Annotated in this window: 23 protein-coding genes; 1 reads left to right on the forward strand and 22 read right to left on the reverse strand. The window is 60.7% G+C overall.

From position 1 onward, the window contains the following. The first annotated feature begins 44 nt into the window (after nt 1-44). Nucleotides 45-593, forward strand: coding sequence for an AAA family ATPase (locus KIT02_RS04430; protein WP_297582741.1), 549 nt, complete (start codon nt 45-47; stop codon nt 591-593). On the opposite strand, the gene KIT02_RS04435 is transcribed toward KIT02_RS04430, so the two are convergent. From KIT02_RS04435 to rplV, 22 genes are all read right to left on the reverse strand, one after another. Beyond that, nucleotides 574-1,614, reverse strand: coding sequence for an NAD-dependent epimerase/dehydratase family protein (locus tag KIT02_RS04435; protein ID WP_297582743.1), 1,041 nt, complete (start codon nt 1,612-1,614; stop codon nt 574-576). The genes KIT02_RS04430 and KIT02_RS04435 overlap by 20 nt on opposite strands. 74 nt (nt 1,615-1,688) lie before the next feature. Beyond that, the gene (rplQ, locus tag KIT02_RS04440) at nt 1,689-2,111 is read right to left on the reverse strand and encodes a 50S ribosomal protein L17 (RefSeq protein WP_297582745.1); all 423 of its coding nucleotides are present in this window, start codon (nt 2,109-2,111) and stop codon (nt 1,689-1,691) included. A gap of 31 nt (nt 2,112-2,142) precedes the next feature. Continuing rightward, complete coding sequence (locus KIT02_RS04445; protein ID WP_297582747.1) at nt 2,143-3,162, reverse strand: DNA-directed RNA polymerase subunit alpha; 1,020 nt, start codon at nt 3,160-3,162, stop codon at nt 2,143-2,145. Between the two features lie 102 nt (nt 3,163-3,264). Then, nucleotides 3,265-3,657: a 30S ribosomal protein S11 gene (gene rpsK / locus KIT02_RS04450; RefSeq protein WP_046104437.1), complete on the reverse strand. Its 393-nt coding sequence runs from the start codon at nt 3,655-3,657 to the stop codon at nt 3,265-3,267. 154 nt (nt 3,658-3,811) lie between these two features. Then, the gene (gene rpsM, locus KIT02_RS04455; RefSeq protein WP_061906820.1) at nt 3,812-4,180 is read right to left on the reverse strand and encodes a 30S ribosomal protein S13; all 369 of its coding nucleotides are present in this window, start codon (nt 4,178-4,180) and stop codon (nt 3,812-3,814) included. A 175-nt stretch (nt 4,181-4,355) separates the two neighbouring features. Further along, the gene (locus KIT02_RS04460; RefSeq protein ID WP_297582761.1) at nt 4,356-4,925 is read right to left on the reverse strand and encodes an adenylate kinase; all 570 of its coding nucleotides are present in this window, start codon (nt 4,923-4,925) and stop codon (nt 4,356-4,358) included. After that, nucleotides 4,922-6,262 carry a preprotein translocase subunit SecY gene (gene secY, locus KIT02_RS04465; protein WP_297582765.1) on the reverse strand — a complete coding sequence of 447 codons (1,341 nt, stop codon included), beginning with the start codon at nt 6,260-6,262 and terminating at the stop codon, nt 4,922-4,924. The genes KIT02_RS04460 and secY overlap by 4 nt, the downstream gene beginning before the upstream one ends. Before the next feature lie 237 nt (nt 6,263-6,499). Continuing rightward, nucleotides 6,500-7,000 (reverse strand): 50S ribosomal protein L15, encoded by a 501-nt coding sequence (rplO, locus tag KIT02_RS04470; protein WP_297582768.1) that lies wholly within the window; start codon nt 6,998-7,000, stop codon nt 6,500-6,502. Between the two features lie 16 nt (nt 7,001-7,016). Beyond that, a complete protein-coding gene (gene rpmD, locus KIT02_RS04475; RefSeq protein ID WP_297582771.1) occupies nt 7,017-7,205 on the reverse strand; it encodes a 50S ribosomal protein L30 in 189 nt (62 codons plus the stop codon). 21 nt (nt 7,206-7,226) lie between these two features. Beyond that, entirely contained in the window at nt 7,227-7,760 is a 534-nt protein-coding gene (rpsE, locus tag KIT02_RS04480) for a 30S ribosomal protein S5 (RefSeq protein ID WP_086469603.1), read from the reverse strand. A gap of 21 nt (nt 7,761-7,781) precedes the next feature. Next, nucleotides 7,782-8,144: a 50S ribosomal protein L18 gene (gene rplR / locus KIT02_RS04485; RefSeq protein ID WP_297582779.1), complete on the reverse strand. Its 363-nt coding sequence runs from the start codon at nt 8,142-8,144 to the stop codon at nt 7,782-7,784. A gap of 12 nt (nt 8,145-8,156) precedes the next feature. After that, the gene (gene rplF / locus KIT02_RS04490; protein ID WP_297582782.1) at nt 8,157-8,690 is read right to left on the reverse strand and encodes a 50S ribosomal protein L6; all 534 of its coding nucleotides are present in this window, start codon (nt 8,688-8,690) and stop codon (nt 8,157-8,159) included. Nucleotides 8,691-8,737: 47 nt separating this feature from the next. Next, the gene (gene rpsH, locus KIT02_RS04495; RefSeq protein WP_297582785.1) at nt 8,738-9,136 is read right to left on the reverse strand and encodes a 30S ribosomal protein S8; all 399 of its coding nucleotides are present in this window, start codon (nt 9,134-9,136) and stop codon (nt 8,738-8,740) included. 13 nt (nt 9,137-9,149) lie between these two features. Then, entirely contained in the window at nt 9,150-9,455 is a 306-nt protein-coding gene (gene rpsN, locus KIT02_RS04500; RefSeq protein WP_297582788.1) for a 30S ribosomal protein S14, read from the reverse strand. A 31-nt stretch (nt 9,456-9,486) separates the two neighbouring features. Further along, complete coding sequence (gene rplE / locus KIT02_RS04505; RefSeq protein WP_297582790.1) at nt 9,487-10,044, reverse strand: 50S ribosomal protein L5; 558 nt, start codon at nt 10,042-10,044, stop codon at nt 9,487-9,489. Then, the gene (gene rplX / locus KIT02_RS04510; protein ID WP_297582792.1) at nt 10,037-10,348 is read right to left on the reverse strand and encodes a 50S ribosomal protein L24; all 312 of its coding nucleotides are present in this window, start codon (nt 10,346-10,348) and stop codon (nt 10,037-10,039) included. The genes rplE and rplX overlap by 8 nt, the downstream gene beginning before the upstream one ends. Next, entirely contained in the window at nt 10,348-10,716 is a 369-nt protein-coding gene (gene rplN, locus KIT02_RS04515; RefSeq protein ID WP_104894182.1) for a 50S ribosomal protein L14, read from the reverse strand. Before rplN ends, rplX begins: the two co-directional genes overlap by 1 nt. Nucleotides 10,717-10,780: 64 nt before the next feature. Then, nucleotides 10,781-11,014: a 30S ribosomal protein S17 gene (gene rpsQ, locus KIT02_RS04520; RefSeq protein ID WP_297582796.1), complete on the reverse strand. Its 234-nt coding sequence runs from the start codon at nt 11,012-11,014 to the stop codon at nt 10,781-10,783. A gap of 12 nt (nt 11,015-11,026) precedes the next feature. Continuing rightward, on the reverse strand, nt 11,027-11,221 hold the full coding sequence (gene rpmC / locus KIT02_RS04525) for a 50S ribosomal protein L29 (protein WP_046104452.1): 195 nt from the start codon (nt 11,219-11,221) through the stop codon (nt 11,027-11,029). An 11-nt stretch (nt 11,222-11,232) separates the two neighbouring features. After that, nucleotides 11,233-11,646, reverse strand: coding sequence for a 50S ribosomal protein L16 (gene rplP / locus KIT02_RS04530; protein WP_254672687.1), 414 nt, complete (start codon nt 11,644-11,646; stop codon nt 11,233-11,235). A gap of 15 nt (nt 11,647-11,661) precedes the next feature. Then, nucleotides 11,662-12,399, reverse strand: a complete 738-nt coding sequence (gene rpsC / locus KIT02_RS04535) for a 30S ribosomal protein S3 (protein ID WP_297582807.1) — start codon at nt 12,397-12,399, stop codon at nt 11,662-11,664. Continuing rightward, complete coding sequence (gene rplV / locus KIT02_RS04540) at nt 12,399-12,779, reverse strand: 50S ribosomal protein L22 (RefSeq protein WP_067453330.1); 381 nt, start codon at nt 12,777-12,779, stop codon at nt 12,399-12,401. Before rplV ends, rpsC begins: the two co-directional genes overlap by 1 nt. Between the last annotated feature and the right edge of the window lie 2 nt (nt 12,780-12,781).

Here is a 12,781-nt window from a genome sequence, read left to right on the forward strand (position 1 = left end):
TGATCTGCTCCTCCTCCATCGGGGGAGACCAGAAGGGGGTATCCATGCCCGACCGCATTCCGCAACTCTCCGTCCTGGGTCAACGGATCATCATTCTGGGCCCGACCAATGCCGGAAAATCCACCCTTGCAGCCTCGATCGGCAAGAAGCTCGGGATGCCGGCAATCCATCTCGACCAGTTCCGCCACCTGCCGGACACCGATTGGCAGCAGCGTCCCGACGAAGATTTCGCAGCGCTGCACGACCAGGCCATTCTCGAACCGGAATGGGTCATGGAGGGAAATTACTCAAGACTCATGCCAAAGCGCCTCGACAGGGCCACAGGCATTATTGTGGTCGATGAAAGCCTGTTGCGTCGCACCTGGCGGTATCTTCGCCGAAGTTTGACCCAAAACGAACGGCACGGAGCCCTCGCCGGCAACAAGGACTCAATCAAGTTCGCAATGCTTCAATGGCTCTGGAAGACGCGAAACTCCAGTGTCGCCAGCCGCGAACGCGCCCGCAAGTCCGGCCTGCCGCATGTCTTTGCCAACAACGAAGCCGAGCTCAACGCGCTCTACGCCGCGTGGAACCTCACCTTGCCGCCTGTTTGACCAACCCGGTGTCCATGGCGCTTTGTGCCGCGCTCAACACCGCCTCCTCGGCGCTGCGGTAGGGGCGGCCGAGCAGACGCTCCCCCTTGCTCGCGTCGTAGTGCTTCTCGTTGCCGACATCGTTGATGATCTGGCGCACTGAACCGCCGAACGTCGCCAGGACTTGAAGCAGCCAATCCGGCACCACCCGGCTGGTCACGGGCGCGTCCGGGTAATGCATGCGCAACAGGTCTGCCACGTGCTCAAACCGCATGTAGTCGGTGGTACAGAGATAGCGTTGGCCGATGCTCTCTGCTCGTTGCAGCGCCGCGACATGCATTTCGGCAACGTCCCGGACGTCGCTCACGACAAATCCGATGCGCGGCATGGCCGGGGTCGAACCATCGAGCAATCCCGTGACCATGCCCAGGGAAATGCTGGCATCGGCGTCGAGCGCCGGGCCCAGGATTGCACCGGGGTGAATCGTGGTCAGTTCGAGCTCTTCGGCGCGGGCATAGGCCCAGGCCGACCGCTCGGCCAGGGTCTTGCCGATACAATAGGCCCATGATCGCCGCATGCCGTCTAGATTGGTGAAATCGGCCTCAGAATAGGTTCGCACGCCGCTGGTCTGTCCATGGCCATAGCCGATCGTGGCGATGGAGGACGTCATGACGATCCGCTTGACCCCCGCAGCAGCCGCAAATCGAAGGACCCGCTCCGTACCGTCGACTGCGGGTTTGATGACCACCTGGGGGTCTTTGGGCTCTTCGGCCAGAATTTGTGCCGCGACATGCATGACGGCCGAAACCCCACGCATCGCCGGCGCCCAACCTGAATCACTCAGGAGATCGAGCCGGACGAATTCAAGCCGACCGAGCGCTTCGGCCCCCAATTGCGCCTCGACGGCCCTGCGCACCGCCTCGGCCTTGGTCTCGGACCGTACGGAGCCGCGAACGGAATAGCCCGCCCGCAGCAGTTCGATGGTGGTCCATTTCCCCACAAAGCCGCTGGCTCCGGTGACCACCACCAATCCCTCGATCATCTCTCGCCCCCAAAATGCAAAAGGCGGCCCCGGGAAATCCCGCGGCCGCCTCAAATCACGCCGATTGCAGCAATTTACGCTGCTTCGGCTTCGTCGTCCTGCGTGAAGGTCGGACCGGAGTCCAGGCCCTTGGCATCGACATCGCGATCGACAAACTCGATCACGGCCAGCGGTGCGTTGTCACCGTAGCGGAAGCCGGCCTTCAAGATGCGGATGTAACCGCCCTGGCGTTCGGCATAGCGCGGGCCGAGAACGGCAAACAGCTTGGCAACCTGGGCCTCGTCGCGAATCTGCGCGATGGCCTGGCGGCGGGCATGCAGGTCGCCGCGCTTGCCCAGGGTGATGAGCTTCTCGACGATCGGACGCAGGTCCTTGGCCTTGGGAAGCGTGGTGACGATCTGTTCGTGCTTGATCAGCGCTGCGGACATGTTGGCAAACATCGCCTTGCGGTGCGATGCGGTCCGGCTGAACTTGCGGCCTCGATTAGCGTGGCGCATGGGTTTCTCCTAAAATCTTGGCAGCGCCGGATCAGTAATGATCTTCGTAGCGCTTGGCGAGGTCATCGATATTCTCGGGCGGCCAGTTGTTGACGTCCATTCCGAGATGAAGCCCCATCTGTGCCAGGACTTCCTTGATTTCATTGAGCGACTTGCGGCCAAAGTTCGGCGTCCGCAGCATCTCGGCTTCCGTCTTCTGGATGAGGTCGCCGATATAGACGATGTTGTCGTTCTTGAGGCAGTTGGCCGAACGCACGGAGAGCTCGAGCTCGTCGACCTTCTTGAGCAGCGCCGGGTTGAAGGCCAGTTCGGGAACCGAATCCTGTGCCTTTTCCTTGGTGGGCTCTTCGAAGTTGACGAAGACCGACAGCTGATCCTGGAGGATGCGGGCGGCAAAGGCCACGGCATCTTCAGGCGACAGCGCGCCATTGGTCTCGACGCTGAGGGTCAGCTTGTCCTTGTCGAGGCTTTCGCCCGCACGGGTCGCATCGACCTTGTAGCTCACGCGGCGAACCGGCGAGAACAGCGCATCGACCGGGATATAGCCGATCGGGGCGTCTTCAGGACGGTTCTTGTCGGCCGGGACATAACCCTTGCCGGTATTGACGGTGAACTCGATATTGATTTCCGCACCATCGTCGAGATGGCAGATAACCAGGTCGGGGTTCAGCACTTCGATATCGCCGGAAACCTTGATGTCGCCAGCAGTGACGGCACCCGGACCCTGCTTGGAGAGGGTCAGGCGCTTCGGGCCTTCGCCACCCATCTTCAGGGCGATTTCCTTGACGTTCAGCACCAGGTCGGTGATGTCTTCGCGCACGCCGGGCAGCGAAGAGAATTCATGCAGGATGCCGTCGATCTGAATCGCGGTCACGGCTGCGCCCTGCAGAGACGACAGCAGCACGCGGCGCAGGGCATTACCAAGGGTAAGGCCATAGCCGCGTTCGAGCGGCTCGGCGATTACCGAAGCCACCCGCGCATTGTCGCTGTCCGAAACAATGTCCAGCTTGGTCGGCTTGATCAGTTCCTGCCAGTTCCTCTGGATCGTCACGGTATTGTCCTTTCAAATTAGCGACCGTCCCGGTCGCTCCGCCGCAAACACAATAGAACTCCCGACCCATCCAATCGGCCGGGAGGCCTTCTAGGCGCCTGTTTAGACGCGGCGCCGCTTGCGCGGACGGCAACCATTGTGCGGGATCGACGTGACGTCGCGGATCGAGGTGACGTTGAAGCCGGCAGCCTGCAGAGCACGCAGCGCCGATTCACGGCCCGAACCCGGACCACGCACTTCGACTTCCAGAGTCTTCATGCCGTGTTCCTGCGCCTTCTTGGCAGCATCTTCAGCGGCAACCTGGGCAGCGTAAGGGGTCGACTTGCGCGAGCCCTTGAAACCCATCACGCCCGAGGAGGACCACGAAATCGTGTTGCCCTGCATATCGGCGATGGTGATCATCGTGTTGTTGAAGGAGGCGTTCACATGTGCGACGCCGGAAGTGATATTCTTGCGCTCCTTACGGCGGACGCGCGCGACTTCAGTCTTAGCCATTACTATCCTCTAGGGGTATCGGCGCTGCCGTAGTTCCAGCAGCTCCACCACGGATTTAGCGGTTCAAGCCCTTTTGGTATCTCTGTCGAGGTACCAAAAGGCCCTGCCCCGCCATATCCAGTTCAATATCCTGCCCGCGCATGCGGGCACGAAATTACTTCTTCTTGCCGGCGATCGGCTTGGCCGGACCCTTGCGGGTACGGGCATTGGTGTGGGTACGCTGACCGCGGACCGGCAGGCCACGACGGTGGCGCAGGCCACGATAGTTACCGAGGTCCATCAGGCGCTTGATGTTCATTGCAACATTGCGGCGCAGATCACCTTCCACGACGTAGTCGCGGTCGATGGCTTCACGGATCTGGATGACTTCGGCGTCGGTCAGTTCGTTGACGCGGCGCTCGGCCGGAATACCGACCTTGGTAGTGATATCATTGGCGAACTTTTCGCCGATCCCGTGAATATACTGCAGCGCGATAACCACGCGCTTATTCGTCGGGATATTGACGCCAGCAATACGAGCCACGTCTGCTCTCCTTCATTCAACACGCGCCATCACGGCGGGTGCCTTTAAACAACAAGGGACCGGATTTCGACCCCCAACCAAGGGAAAACCGAATCCAGCCCAATAATCCATGAGACTGGTGCGGTTCTTTAAGGATAAGGCCGGGCAGAGTCAACAGGCCCTGCCCCGCCTAAACTCACTTGCCGAGCGCCGAATTGATCGCTGCGGTTACTTCATTGACAGGCGCCATCCCGTCCACGGTCTTGAGCAGACCCTTGTCGGAATAGTAAGCGACCAGCGGGGCCGTCTGTTCGGAATAGACACCGAGGCGCTTGCGCAGCACTTCCTCATTGTCGTCGGCGCGTGCGCCGCCCGATTCCTTGGCCCGGTTGATCACGCGCTTGACCAGTTCATCAGCCTCGGCCTTGATCTCGATGACGGCATCAAGGGCAATGCCCTTTTCCGCGAGCATTTCATCGAGAGCCTCTGCCTGGGCGATGGTCCGCGGAAAGCCGTCGAGAATGAAACCGGGCTTGCAATCCTCGGCATCGAGGCGCTGGGACACGATCCCGTTGACGATGGCATCCGACACGAGGTCGCCGCGGTCGACAATCGCCTTGGCTTCCAGACCAAGCGGCGTTTTCGCCGCAATGGCCGAGCGCAGGATATCGCCGGTCGACAGCTGGGGGATGCCATAGGCTTCCACCAGGATCTTTGCCTGCGTGCCCTTGCCCGCTCCTGGCGGTCCCAACAGGATCAACCTCATCGACGCTTGCCTCCTCCAAGACGGGATTTCTTCAGCAGCCCTTCATATTGCTGGGCCACCAGATGGCTCTGGATCTGCGTGATCGTATCGAGTGTCACGGTCACCATGATCAGCAGCGACGTACCGCCGATGAACTGGCTGACCGCCAGCTGGCTGAACATCACTTCCGGGATCAGTGCCACGACCGTCAGGTAGATCGCGCCCACCACCGTGATGCGGGTCAGCACATAGTCGATGTGCTGTGCAGTCCGCTCACCCGGGCGAATGCCGGGAATGAACCCGCCCGAACGCTTGAGATTGTCAGCGGTCTCGGTCGGATTGAACACGATGGCGGTGTAGAAGAAGGCGAAGAAGATGATGAAGAAGGCAAACAGGGCCAGGTAAAGCGGTTGCCCGCGGCCCAGCAGTGCCGTCACCGTCGTCAGCCAGGCCGGTGCATTGCCCTGCGCCGCGAATGACGCGATGGTTGCCGGAAGCAGCAGCAGCGAAGACCCGAAAATCACCGGGATAACGCCAGACGTGTTGAGCTTGAGCGGCAGGTGCGAGGTATCGCCCTGGAACATCTTGTTGCCCACCTGGCGCTTCGGATACTGGATCAGCAACCGCCGCTGGGCGCGCTCGAAGAACACGATGACGCCGATCACCAGCAAGGCGAGGACGATCATGCCAAGGCCGGCAAAAGCCGGCAGGGCGCCGGTACGGCTGAGCTCGAGAGTCTGAGCAATGGTCGAAGGCAGGTTCGCCACGATACCGGCGAAGATGATCAGCGAAATGCCGTTACCGACACCGCGCGCAGTGATCTGCTCGCCCAGCCACATCAGGAACATCGTGCCGCCAACCAGGGTGATGACGGTCGAAATGCGGAAGAACCAGCCCGGATTGAGCACCACGCCCTGGCTGCCTTCAAGGCCAACGGCAATGCCATAGGCCTGGATGGCGCAGAACACCACGGCCAGGTAGCGGGTATATTGGTTGATCTTGCGCCGTCCGGCCTCGCCACCCTCTTTCTTGAGGGCCTCAAGACGCGGCGATGCGGTCGAGACGACCTGCACCACGATCGACGCGGTAATGTAGGGGATCAGGTTCAGCGCAAAGATCGCCATACGTTCCACGGCACCACCGGAGAACATGTTGAACATGCCGATGATACCCTGCTGCGACTGTTCGAACGTCGCGCGGAAGGCGTCGGGATCAATGCCCGGAACGGGAATGAAAGTGCCCAAGCGATAGACAAGCAGCGCGCCCAGTGTGAACCAGATGCGCTGCTGCAGGGCTTTCGCCTTCGAGAAGGTCGAAAAAGACAGATTACGTGCGAGCTGTTCGGCTGCGGACGCCATATAAATCGCTCCTATGGCCTGGAACAGCGTGCGTTCGGACGAACGTCGGATGCCGCCCCAGTCATTTGTTATCGCAAGGCGGCACCGCAAACCGGTTTTCGCTGCGCCGCACTATGCTCCATATGCCAGGTGCGCTCGGAGCGCCGGAGCAGCATATATGGGATATGTGCCTGCCGGACGCAACAAACCAAAAGAGCGCACCCGGCCTTTATGACCGCGTGCGCCCTGCCAAGTGGATTACTTGGCGCGTGGGGCTTTCTTCCAGGTCTCCTTGACCGGGATCAGCTCGATCTTGCCGCCGGCTGCATCAATGGCAGCAGCAGCACCCTTGGTTGCGTAGTCAACCTTGAAGGACATCTTCTTGGCCGAAAAGCCTTCGGCGCCGATCAGGCGGACACCGTCCTTGGGGCGACGGATGACGCCGGCAGCGATCAGGGCAGCCGAGTCGATCACGCCCTTGGCGTCCAGCTTGCCGCTGTCGATATAGGCCTGGATGCGGTCGATGCGGACTTCGTTGAAATCCTTCGGATTCCAGGCATTGAAGCCGCGCTTCGGCATACGCATGTGAAGGGGCATCTGGCCGCCTTCGAAGCCGTTGATGGCGACACCGGCACGGGCCGTCTGGCCCTTGCCACCGCGACCACCGGTCTTGCCGACACCCGAACCAATGCCGCGGCCGATGCGGACGCGCACCTTGTTGGCGCCGGGATTGTCACGGAGTTCGTTCAAACGGGTCATTGTATCGACCTTTCCCTTACTCGCCGACGACGCGGACGAGGTGCGGGACCTTGTTGATCATGCCGCGAACTTCGGGCGTATCAACCAGCTCACGCTGCTTGTTCATCTTGTTGAGCCCGAGACCGATCAGGGTCGCGCGCTGGCTCTTCTCACGGCGGATCGGCGAACCGATCTGCTGCACGACGATGGTTTTAGCTTTTGCCATTTTTCTCTCCGGAGCCCGCTATCAGGCTTCGACTGCAGTCTCGCCGCGGCGAGCCTGGAGTTCGGAAACCTTGAGGCCGCGACGGGAGGCCACCGAACGGGGGCTGTCAACGCGCTTGAGCGCATCGAACGTGGCGCGAACCATGTTGTAGGGATTGGCGGTGCCCTGCGACTTGGCAACGATATCGTTGATACCAAGCGTTTCGAACACGGCGCGCATCGGACCACCGGCAATGATACCGGTACCCGGAACGGCGGCCCGCAAGATGACCTTGCCGGCGCCGTGGCGGCCGGTAACGTCGTGGTGCAGCGTACGGGCATCCCGCAGCGGCACGCGGATCATCTGGCGCTTGGCCTGCTCGGTGGCCTTGCGGATTGCCTCGGGAACTTCACGGGCCTTGCCGTGACCGAAACCGACGCGACCCTTCTGGTCACCAACGACGACGAGTGCCGCAAAACCGAAGCGACGGCCGCCCTTCACAACCTTGGCCACACGGTTGATGTGGACCAGGCGATCGACGAACTCGCTTTCGCGCTCTTGAACGTCTCTGCTCATTTTATCTCTTCCTCGCCGTGGTTAGAACTGCAGACCGCCCTCACGGGCAGCGTCTGCAAGGGCCTTAACACGGCCGTGATAGATGTAGGCGCCACGATCAAAGATGACCTCGCCAACCCCGGCCTTCACGCCGCGCTCGGCGATCAGCTTGCCAATGGTGGCAGCGGCCTCGGAGGTCGCGCCATTCTTGACGGAGGACTTGATGTCCTTCTCGAGGGTCGAAGCGGCAGCCAGCGTACGGCCGGTCGCGTCGTCGATGATCTGGGCGTAGATATTCTTGTCCGAACGGAAAACCGACAGACGCGGACGACCAAAGGCACGAGCCTTGAGCGCCTTGCGGACACGGGCCTTGCGGCGATCCGCACCTTTTGCAGAAATTGCCATTTCCGGCGCTCCTTACTTCTTCTTGCCTTCTTTGCGGAAGACCTGCTCGTTGGCGTAACGCACGCCCTTGCCCTTGTAGGGCTCGGGGGGACGCCAGCCGCGGATCTCGGCCGCAACCTGGCCAACCTGCTGCTTGTCGATGCCGGTCACCACGATTTCGGTCGGGGCCGGAACGGCAAGGGTAATACCCTGGGGAGCCGCATAGACCACTTCATGGCTGAAACCAAGCGAGAGCTTGACATCCTTGCCCTGCATGGCGGCGCGGTAACCCACGCCCTGGATGGCGAGCTTCTTCTCGAAGCCGGCGCTCACACCAGTGACCATGTTCTGGATCAGCGCGCGGGTGGTACCCCAGGCAGCGCGAGCCTCGCGGGTGTCGTTCGCAGGCCCGACGACGACGCCGTCATCACCCTGCTCGACATTGACGATGTCCATGAGCTGAAGGCTCAGCTCGCCCTTCGGGCCCTTGGCGGAGACGGTGCGACCATTGATGGTGACCGTAACGCCGTTAACCGGGGCCACCGGTTTCTTGCCAGTACGTGACATAATGCTTCCTTGAGTAATCGTCTTGCCGATCCTCTAAGCCCCAGGGCTTAGAAGACGCGGCAGAGTACCTCGCCACCCACATTGGCGGCCTTGGCTTCGTGGTCGGCCATCACACCCTTGGGGGTGGAGAGGATCGAGACACCCAGGCCATTGGCAACCTGCGGGATATTCTTGACGGATGCGTAAACCCGACGGCCCGGGCGCGAAACGCGCTCGATCGTCCGGATGACGCCTTCATTTTCCGAGTACTTGAGTTCAATCTCGTACTCGGCTGCGCCGTTCTCGAACTTCGTCTCCGAGTAGCCGCGGATGAAACCCTCGGACTGGAGAACGTCCAGCACGCGACCGCGCAGGGTCGAAGCCGGAGTCGAAACGGTATTCTTGCGACGCTCCTGGGCGTTGCGGATGCGGGTCAGCATATCGCCGATTGGATCGGAAAAGCTCATCTGATGTTTCTCCTTACCAGCTCGACTTCACCAGACCCGGGATCATGCCCAGGTTGCCCAGCTGACGCAGGGCGATACGGCTCATCTTGAGCTTGCGATAGTAACCACGCGGGCGGCCCGACACTTCGCAACGGTTGCGAATGCGCACCTTGGCCGAATTGCGCGGCAGTTCAGCCAGCTTCAGGCTGGCCTTGAAACGCTCCTCGATGGGAGTGTCCTGGTTCTTGACGGTAGCCTTCAGCGCAGCGCGCTTGTCGGCATACTGCTTGGCCAGAGCGGCGCGCTTCTTGTTCTTTTCGATGGAGCTGGTCTTTGCCATGTCCTGATCCTTTATCCCTTCCCTATGCCGCTTACTGGCGGAACGGGAAGTTGAAAGCCTTGAGAAGCGCGCGGGCCTCATCATCGTTCTTGGCGGTCGTGGCGATCACGATGTCCATGCCCCAGACCTGATCGATCTGATCGTAGTTGATCTCGGGGAAAACGATGTGTTCCTTGATACCGAAGGCATAGTTGCCACGGCCGTCAAAGGCGTTCGGGTTGAGGCCGCGGAAGTCGCGGACGCGCGGCAGGGCGATGTTCACCAGGCGGTCCAGGAATTCATACATGCGCACCTTGCGAAGGGTAACCTTCACGCCGAGCGGCATGTTTTCACGGACCTTGAAGCCGGCGATCGACTTGCGGGCGTGGGTGATGACCGGCTTCTGACCAGCGATCAGTTCCAGCTGGTCGGCAGCGGACTTGACCTTCTTGGAGTCATTGACGGCTTCGCCAACACCCATGTTCAGCACGATCTTGTCGAGCCGCGGTAGTTCCATGACGTTCTTGTAGTTGAACTGCTTGCTCAGTTCAGCCTTGACGGACTCGTCATAGTGGGTGCGCAGGCGCGGTACGTAAGCGGTCTCAGCCATCGATCGCATCTCCGGTAGTCTTGGCGACGCGAGACTTGGCGCCGTCCTTGATCTGGAAACCGACGCGGGTCGGCTTGCCATTGGCATCAGCGACAGCCAGGTTGCTCAGATGGATCGGCGCTTCCTTGGTGAAGATGCCGGCATCCTGCGAGGCAGTCTGCTTCTGGTGACGACGGACCAGGTTGATCCCCTGGACAATCGCGCGAGTTTCGGACGGAATGACAGACAGGACCTGACCGGTCTTGCCCTTGTCCTTGCCGGCCAGGACGACCACCTTGTCGCCCTTCTTGATCTTGGCGGCCATTACAGCACCTCTGGAGCGAGCGAGATGATCTTCATCTGGTTCTTGGCGCGCAGCTCGCGCGGAACCGGTCCGAAGATACGGGTGCCGATCGGTTCCTTCTGATTGTTCAGAAGAACTGCGGCGTTCTTGTCGAAACGGATGACGGTGCCATCGGGACGGCGGATGTCGGTTGCGGTGCGAACCACCACGGCCTTCATCACCTGGCCCTTTTTAACGCGGCCGCGCGGAATAGCGTCCTTGACCGAAACGACAATAATGTCGCCGACCGAGGCGTACTTGCGATGCGAACCGCCCAGCACCTTGATGCACATGACACGACGGGCGCCGGAATTGTCCGCGACGTCGAGATTGGACTGCATCTGGATCATAACTGGATGCCTTCTAATTTACCGGCAGCACCGTCACCCGGCGCGCCGACCTGAATTGTTTCTCTTACGCAGACGGAACAAGCGTCCAACGCTTGTTCTTACTGATCGGCGCGGTTTCCTCGATCCACACGATCTGACCGATCTTGGCCACGTTGTTCTCGTCGTGGGCGTGGTACTTCTTGGAACGACGCACGGTCTTCTTGAGAAGCGGATGGGTGAAACGGCGCTCGACACGAACCACGATGGTCTTGTCATTGGCGTCGGAGACGACAGTCCCCTGCAAAACGCGCTTTGGCATGGGTTTTATTCCTTACTTAGCTGCGTTCTTTTGGGTCAGGATCGTCTTAATCCGCGCGATGTCGCGGCGGACTTCCTTGACCCGGGCCGGCTTTTCCAGCTGCTGGGTAGCACGCTGGAAACGCAGGTTGAACTGTTCTTTCTTCAGGTCGACGAGCTGATCTTTCAGTTCGTCTGCGGTCTTGGCCCGCACATCACTGGCTTTCATGCTCGTGTTCCTTAGTCGGCAATACGCGTAACGATACGCGTGGTGATCGGCAGTTTCATTGCACCGAGGCGAAGCGCCTCCTTTGCAACGTCTTCGGGTACACCGTCAATCTCAAAAACGATGCGGCCTGGCTTAACGCGCGCGGCCCAGTACTCAACAGAACCCTTACCCTTACCCATACGGACTTCGGTAGGCTTCTTGGAGACCGGCACGTCCGGGAAAATCCGGATCCAGACACGGCCCTGACGCTTCATCTCACGCGTGATTGCGCGACGAGCGGCTTCGATCTGGCGGGCAGTGACGCGTTCCGGCTCAGTGGCCTTCAGAGCGTACTGGCCGAATGCCAGGTCGGTACCACCCTTGGCCAGGCCATGGATGCGGCCCTTGTGGGCCTTGCGGAACTTAGTGCGCTTTGGTTGCAGCATAATGAACTAACCTTCTTATGCGCGTTCGCGGTCGCGATCGCCACGCTCACGGCGCGGTTCGCGCTCGCTACGCTGGCCACCTTCACCACCTTCGGTGGCGCGACGTTCGTGAGCCGAAGGATCGTGCTCAAGGACTTCGCCCTTGAAGATCCAGACCTTGATACCGATGATGCCGTAAGTGGTTTCGGCTTCGGCGGTACCGTAGTCGATGTCGGCACGCAGGGTGTGCAGCGGCACGCGGCCTTCGCGGTACCATTCGGTACGAGCGATGTCGGCACCACCCAGACGCCCACCAACATTGACGCGGATACCACCGGCGCCCATGCGGATTGCGGTCTGAACGGCACGCTTCATGGCACGGCGGAAGGCCACACGGCGTTCCAGCTGCTGGGCAATGCCCTGGGCAACCAGCGTCGCGTCGGTTTCCGGCTTGCGCACTTCAACGATATTGATGTGCACTTCGCTGTCGGTGAACTTCTTCACCTTGGCGCGGATCTTGTCGATGTCTGCACCCTTCTTGCCGATCACGATGCCCGGGCGGGCAGTGTGGATCGACACGCGGCACTTGCGGTGCGGGCGCTCGATGACGATCTTGGAAACAGCGGCGGCCTTCAGGTCTTCCATCAGAGCCGTACGGATCTTCAGGTCTTCCTGCAGCAGCGTGCCATATTCGCCCTTGTTGGCGAACCAGCGGCTGTCCCAGGTACGGTTGATGCCGAGGCGGAAGCCGATCGGATTGATTTTCTGGCCCATTATGCGGCCTCCTCAACTTGCCGGACAACAATCGTCAGGTGCGAGAAGGGCTTCTCGATCCGCGACGAACGGCCACGGCCGCGAGCGGTGAAGCGCTTCATGACAAGCGAATTGCCCACATAGGCTTCGGCAACGACGAGGGCGTCGGTGTCCAGGCCATGGTTGTTTTCGGCATTGGCGATGGCGCTTTCCAGCACCTTCTTCACCTGGCCGGAGATGCGCTTGTGGCTGAATTCGAGATCGGCGAGAGCCCGCTCGACCTTCTTGCCACGGATCAACTGCGCGACGAGGTTCAGCTTCTGAGGGCTGATGCGCAGCATGCGCAGAACAGCCTTTGCCTCGTTATCCTTGAGAGCGCGCTCAGTCTTTGGCTTGCTCATCT

The sequence above is a fragment of the Devosia sp. genome (genome assembly GCF_025809055.1).
Classification (GTDB): Bacteria; Pseudomonadota; Alphaproteobacteria; order Rhizobiales; family Devosiaceae; genus Devosia.

Excerpts from the sequence above, each read along its gene's own strand:
- KIT02_RS04430 (WP_297582741.1), top strand. The coding sequence starts at position 45 with ATGCCCGACCGCATTCCGCAACTCTCCGTCCTGGGTCAACGGATCATC.
- KIT02_RS04435 (WP_297582743.1), bottom strand. The coding sequence starts at position 1,614 with ATGATCGAGGGATTGGTGGTGGTCACCGGAGCCAGCGGCTTTGTGGGG.
- rplQ (WP_297582745.1), bottom strand. The coding sequence starts at position 2,111 with ATGCGCCACGCTAATCGAGGCCGCAAGTTCAGCCGGACCGCATCGCAC.
- rpsK (WP_046104437.1), bottom strand. The coding sequence starts at position 3,657 with ATGGCTAAGACTGAAGTCGCGCGCGTCCGCCGTAAGGAGCGCAAGAAT.
- KIT02_RS04460 (WP_297582761.1), bottom strand. The coding sequence starts at position 4,925 with ATGAGGTTGATCCTGTTGGGACCGCCAGGAGCGGGCAAGGGCACGCAG.
- secY (WP_297582765.1), bottom strand. The coding sequence starts at position 6,262 with ATGGCGTCCGCAGCCGAACAGCTCGCACGTAATCTGTCTTTTTCGACC.
- rplO (WP_297582768.1), bottom strand. The coding sequence starts at position 7,000 with ATGACCCGTTTGAACGAACTCCGTGACAATCCCGGCGCCAACAAGGTG.
- rpmD (WP_297582771.1), bottom strand. The coding sequence starts at position 7,205 with ATGGCAAAAGCTAAAACCATCGTCGTGCAGCAGATCGGTTCGCCGATC.
- rpsE (WP_086469603.1), bottom strand. The coding sequence starts at position 7,760 with ATGAGCAGAGACGTTCAAGAGCGCGAAAGCGAGTTCGTCGATCGCCTG.
- rplR (WP_297582779.1), bottom strand. The coding sequence starts at position 8,144 with ATGGCAATTTCTGCAAAAGGTGCGGATCGCCGCAAGGCCCGTGTCCGC.
- rplF (WP_297582782.1), bottom strand. The coding sequence starts at position 8,690 with ATGTCACGTACTGGCAAGAAACCGGTGGCCCCGGTTAACGGCGTTACG.
- rpsH (WP_297582785.1), bottom strand. The coding sequence starts at position 9,136 with ATGAGCTTTTCCGATCCAATCGGCGATATGCTGACCCGCATCCGCAAC.
- rpsN (WP_297582788.1), bottom strand. The coding sequence starts at position 9,455 with ATGGCAAAGACCAGCTCCATCGAAAAGAACAAGAAGCGCGCCGCTCTG.
- rplE (WP_297582790.1), bottom strand. The coding sequence starts at position 10,044 with ATGGCTGAGACCGCTTACGTACCGCGCCTGCGCACCCACTATGACGAG.
- rplX (WP_297582792.1), bottom strand. The coding sequence starts at position 10,348 with ATGGCCGCCAAGATCAAGAAGGGCGACAAGGTGGTCGTCCTGGCCGGC.
- rplN (WP_104894182.1), bottom strand. The coding sequence starts at position 10,716 with ATGATCCAGATGCAGTCCAATCTCGACGTCGCGGACAATTCCGGCGCC.
- rpsQ (WP_297582796.1), bottom strand. The coding sequence starts at position 11,014 with ATGCCAAAGCGCGTTTTGCAGGGGACTGTCGTCTCCGACGCCAATGAC.
- rpmC (WP_046104452.1), bottom strand. The coding sequence starts at position 11,221 with ATGAAAGCCAGTGATGTGCGGGCCAAGACCGCAGACGAACTGAAAGAT.
- rplP (WP_254672687.1), bottom strand. The coding sequence starts at position 11,646 with ATGCTGCAACCAAAGCGCACTAAGTTCCGCAAGGCCCACAAGGGCCGC.
- rpsC (WP_297582807.1), bottom strand. The coding sequence starts at position 12,399 with ATGGGCCAGAAAATCAATCCGATCGGCTTCCGCCTCGGCATCAACCGT.
- rplV (WP_067453330.1), bottom strand. The coding sequence starts at position 12,779 with ATGAGCAAGCCAAAGACTGAGCGCGCTCTCAAGGATAACGAGGCAAAG.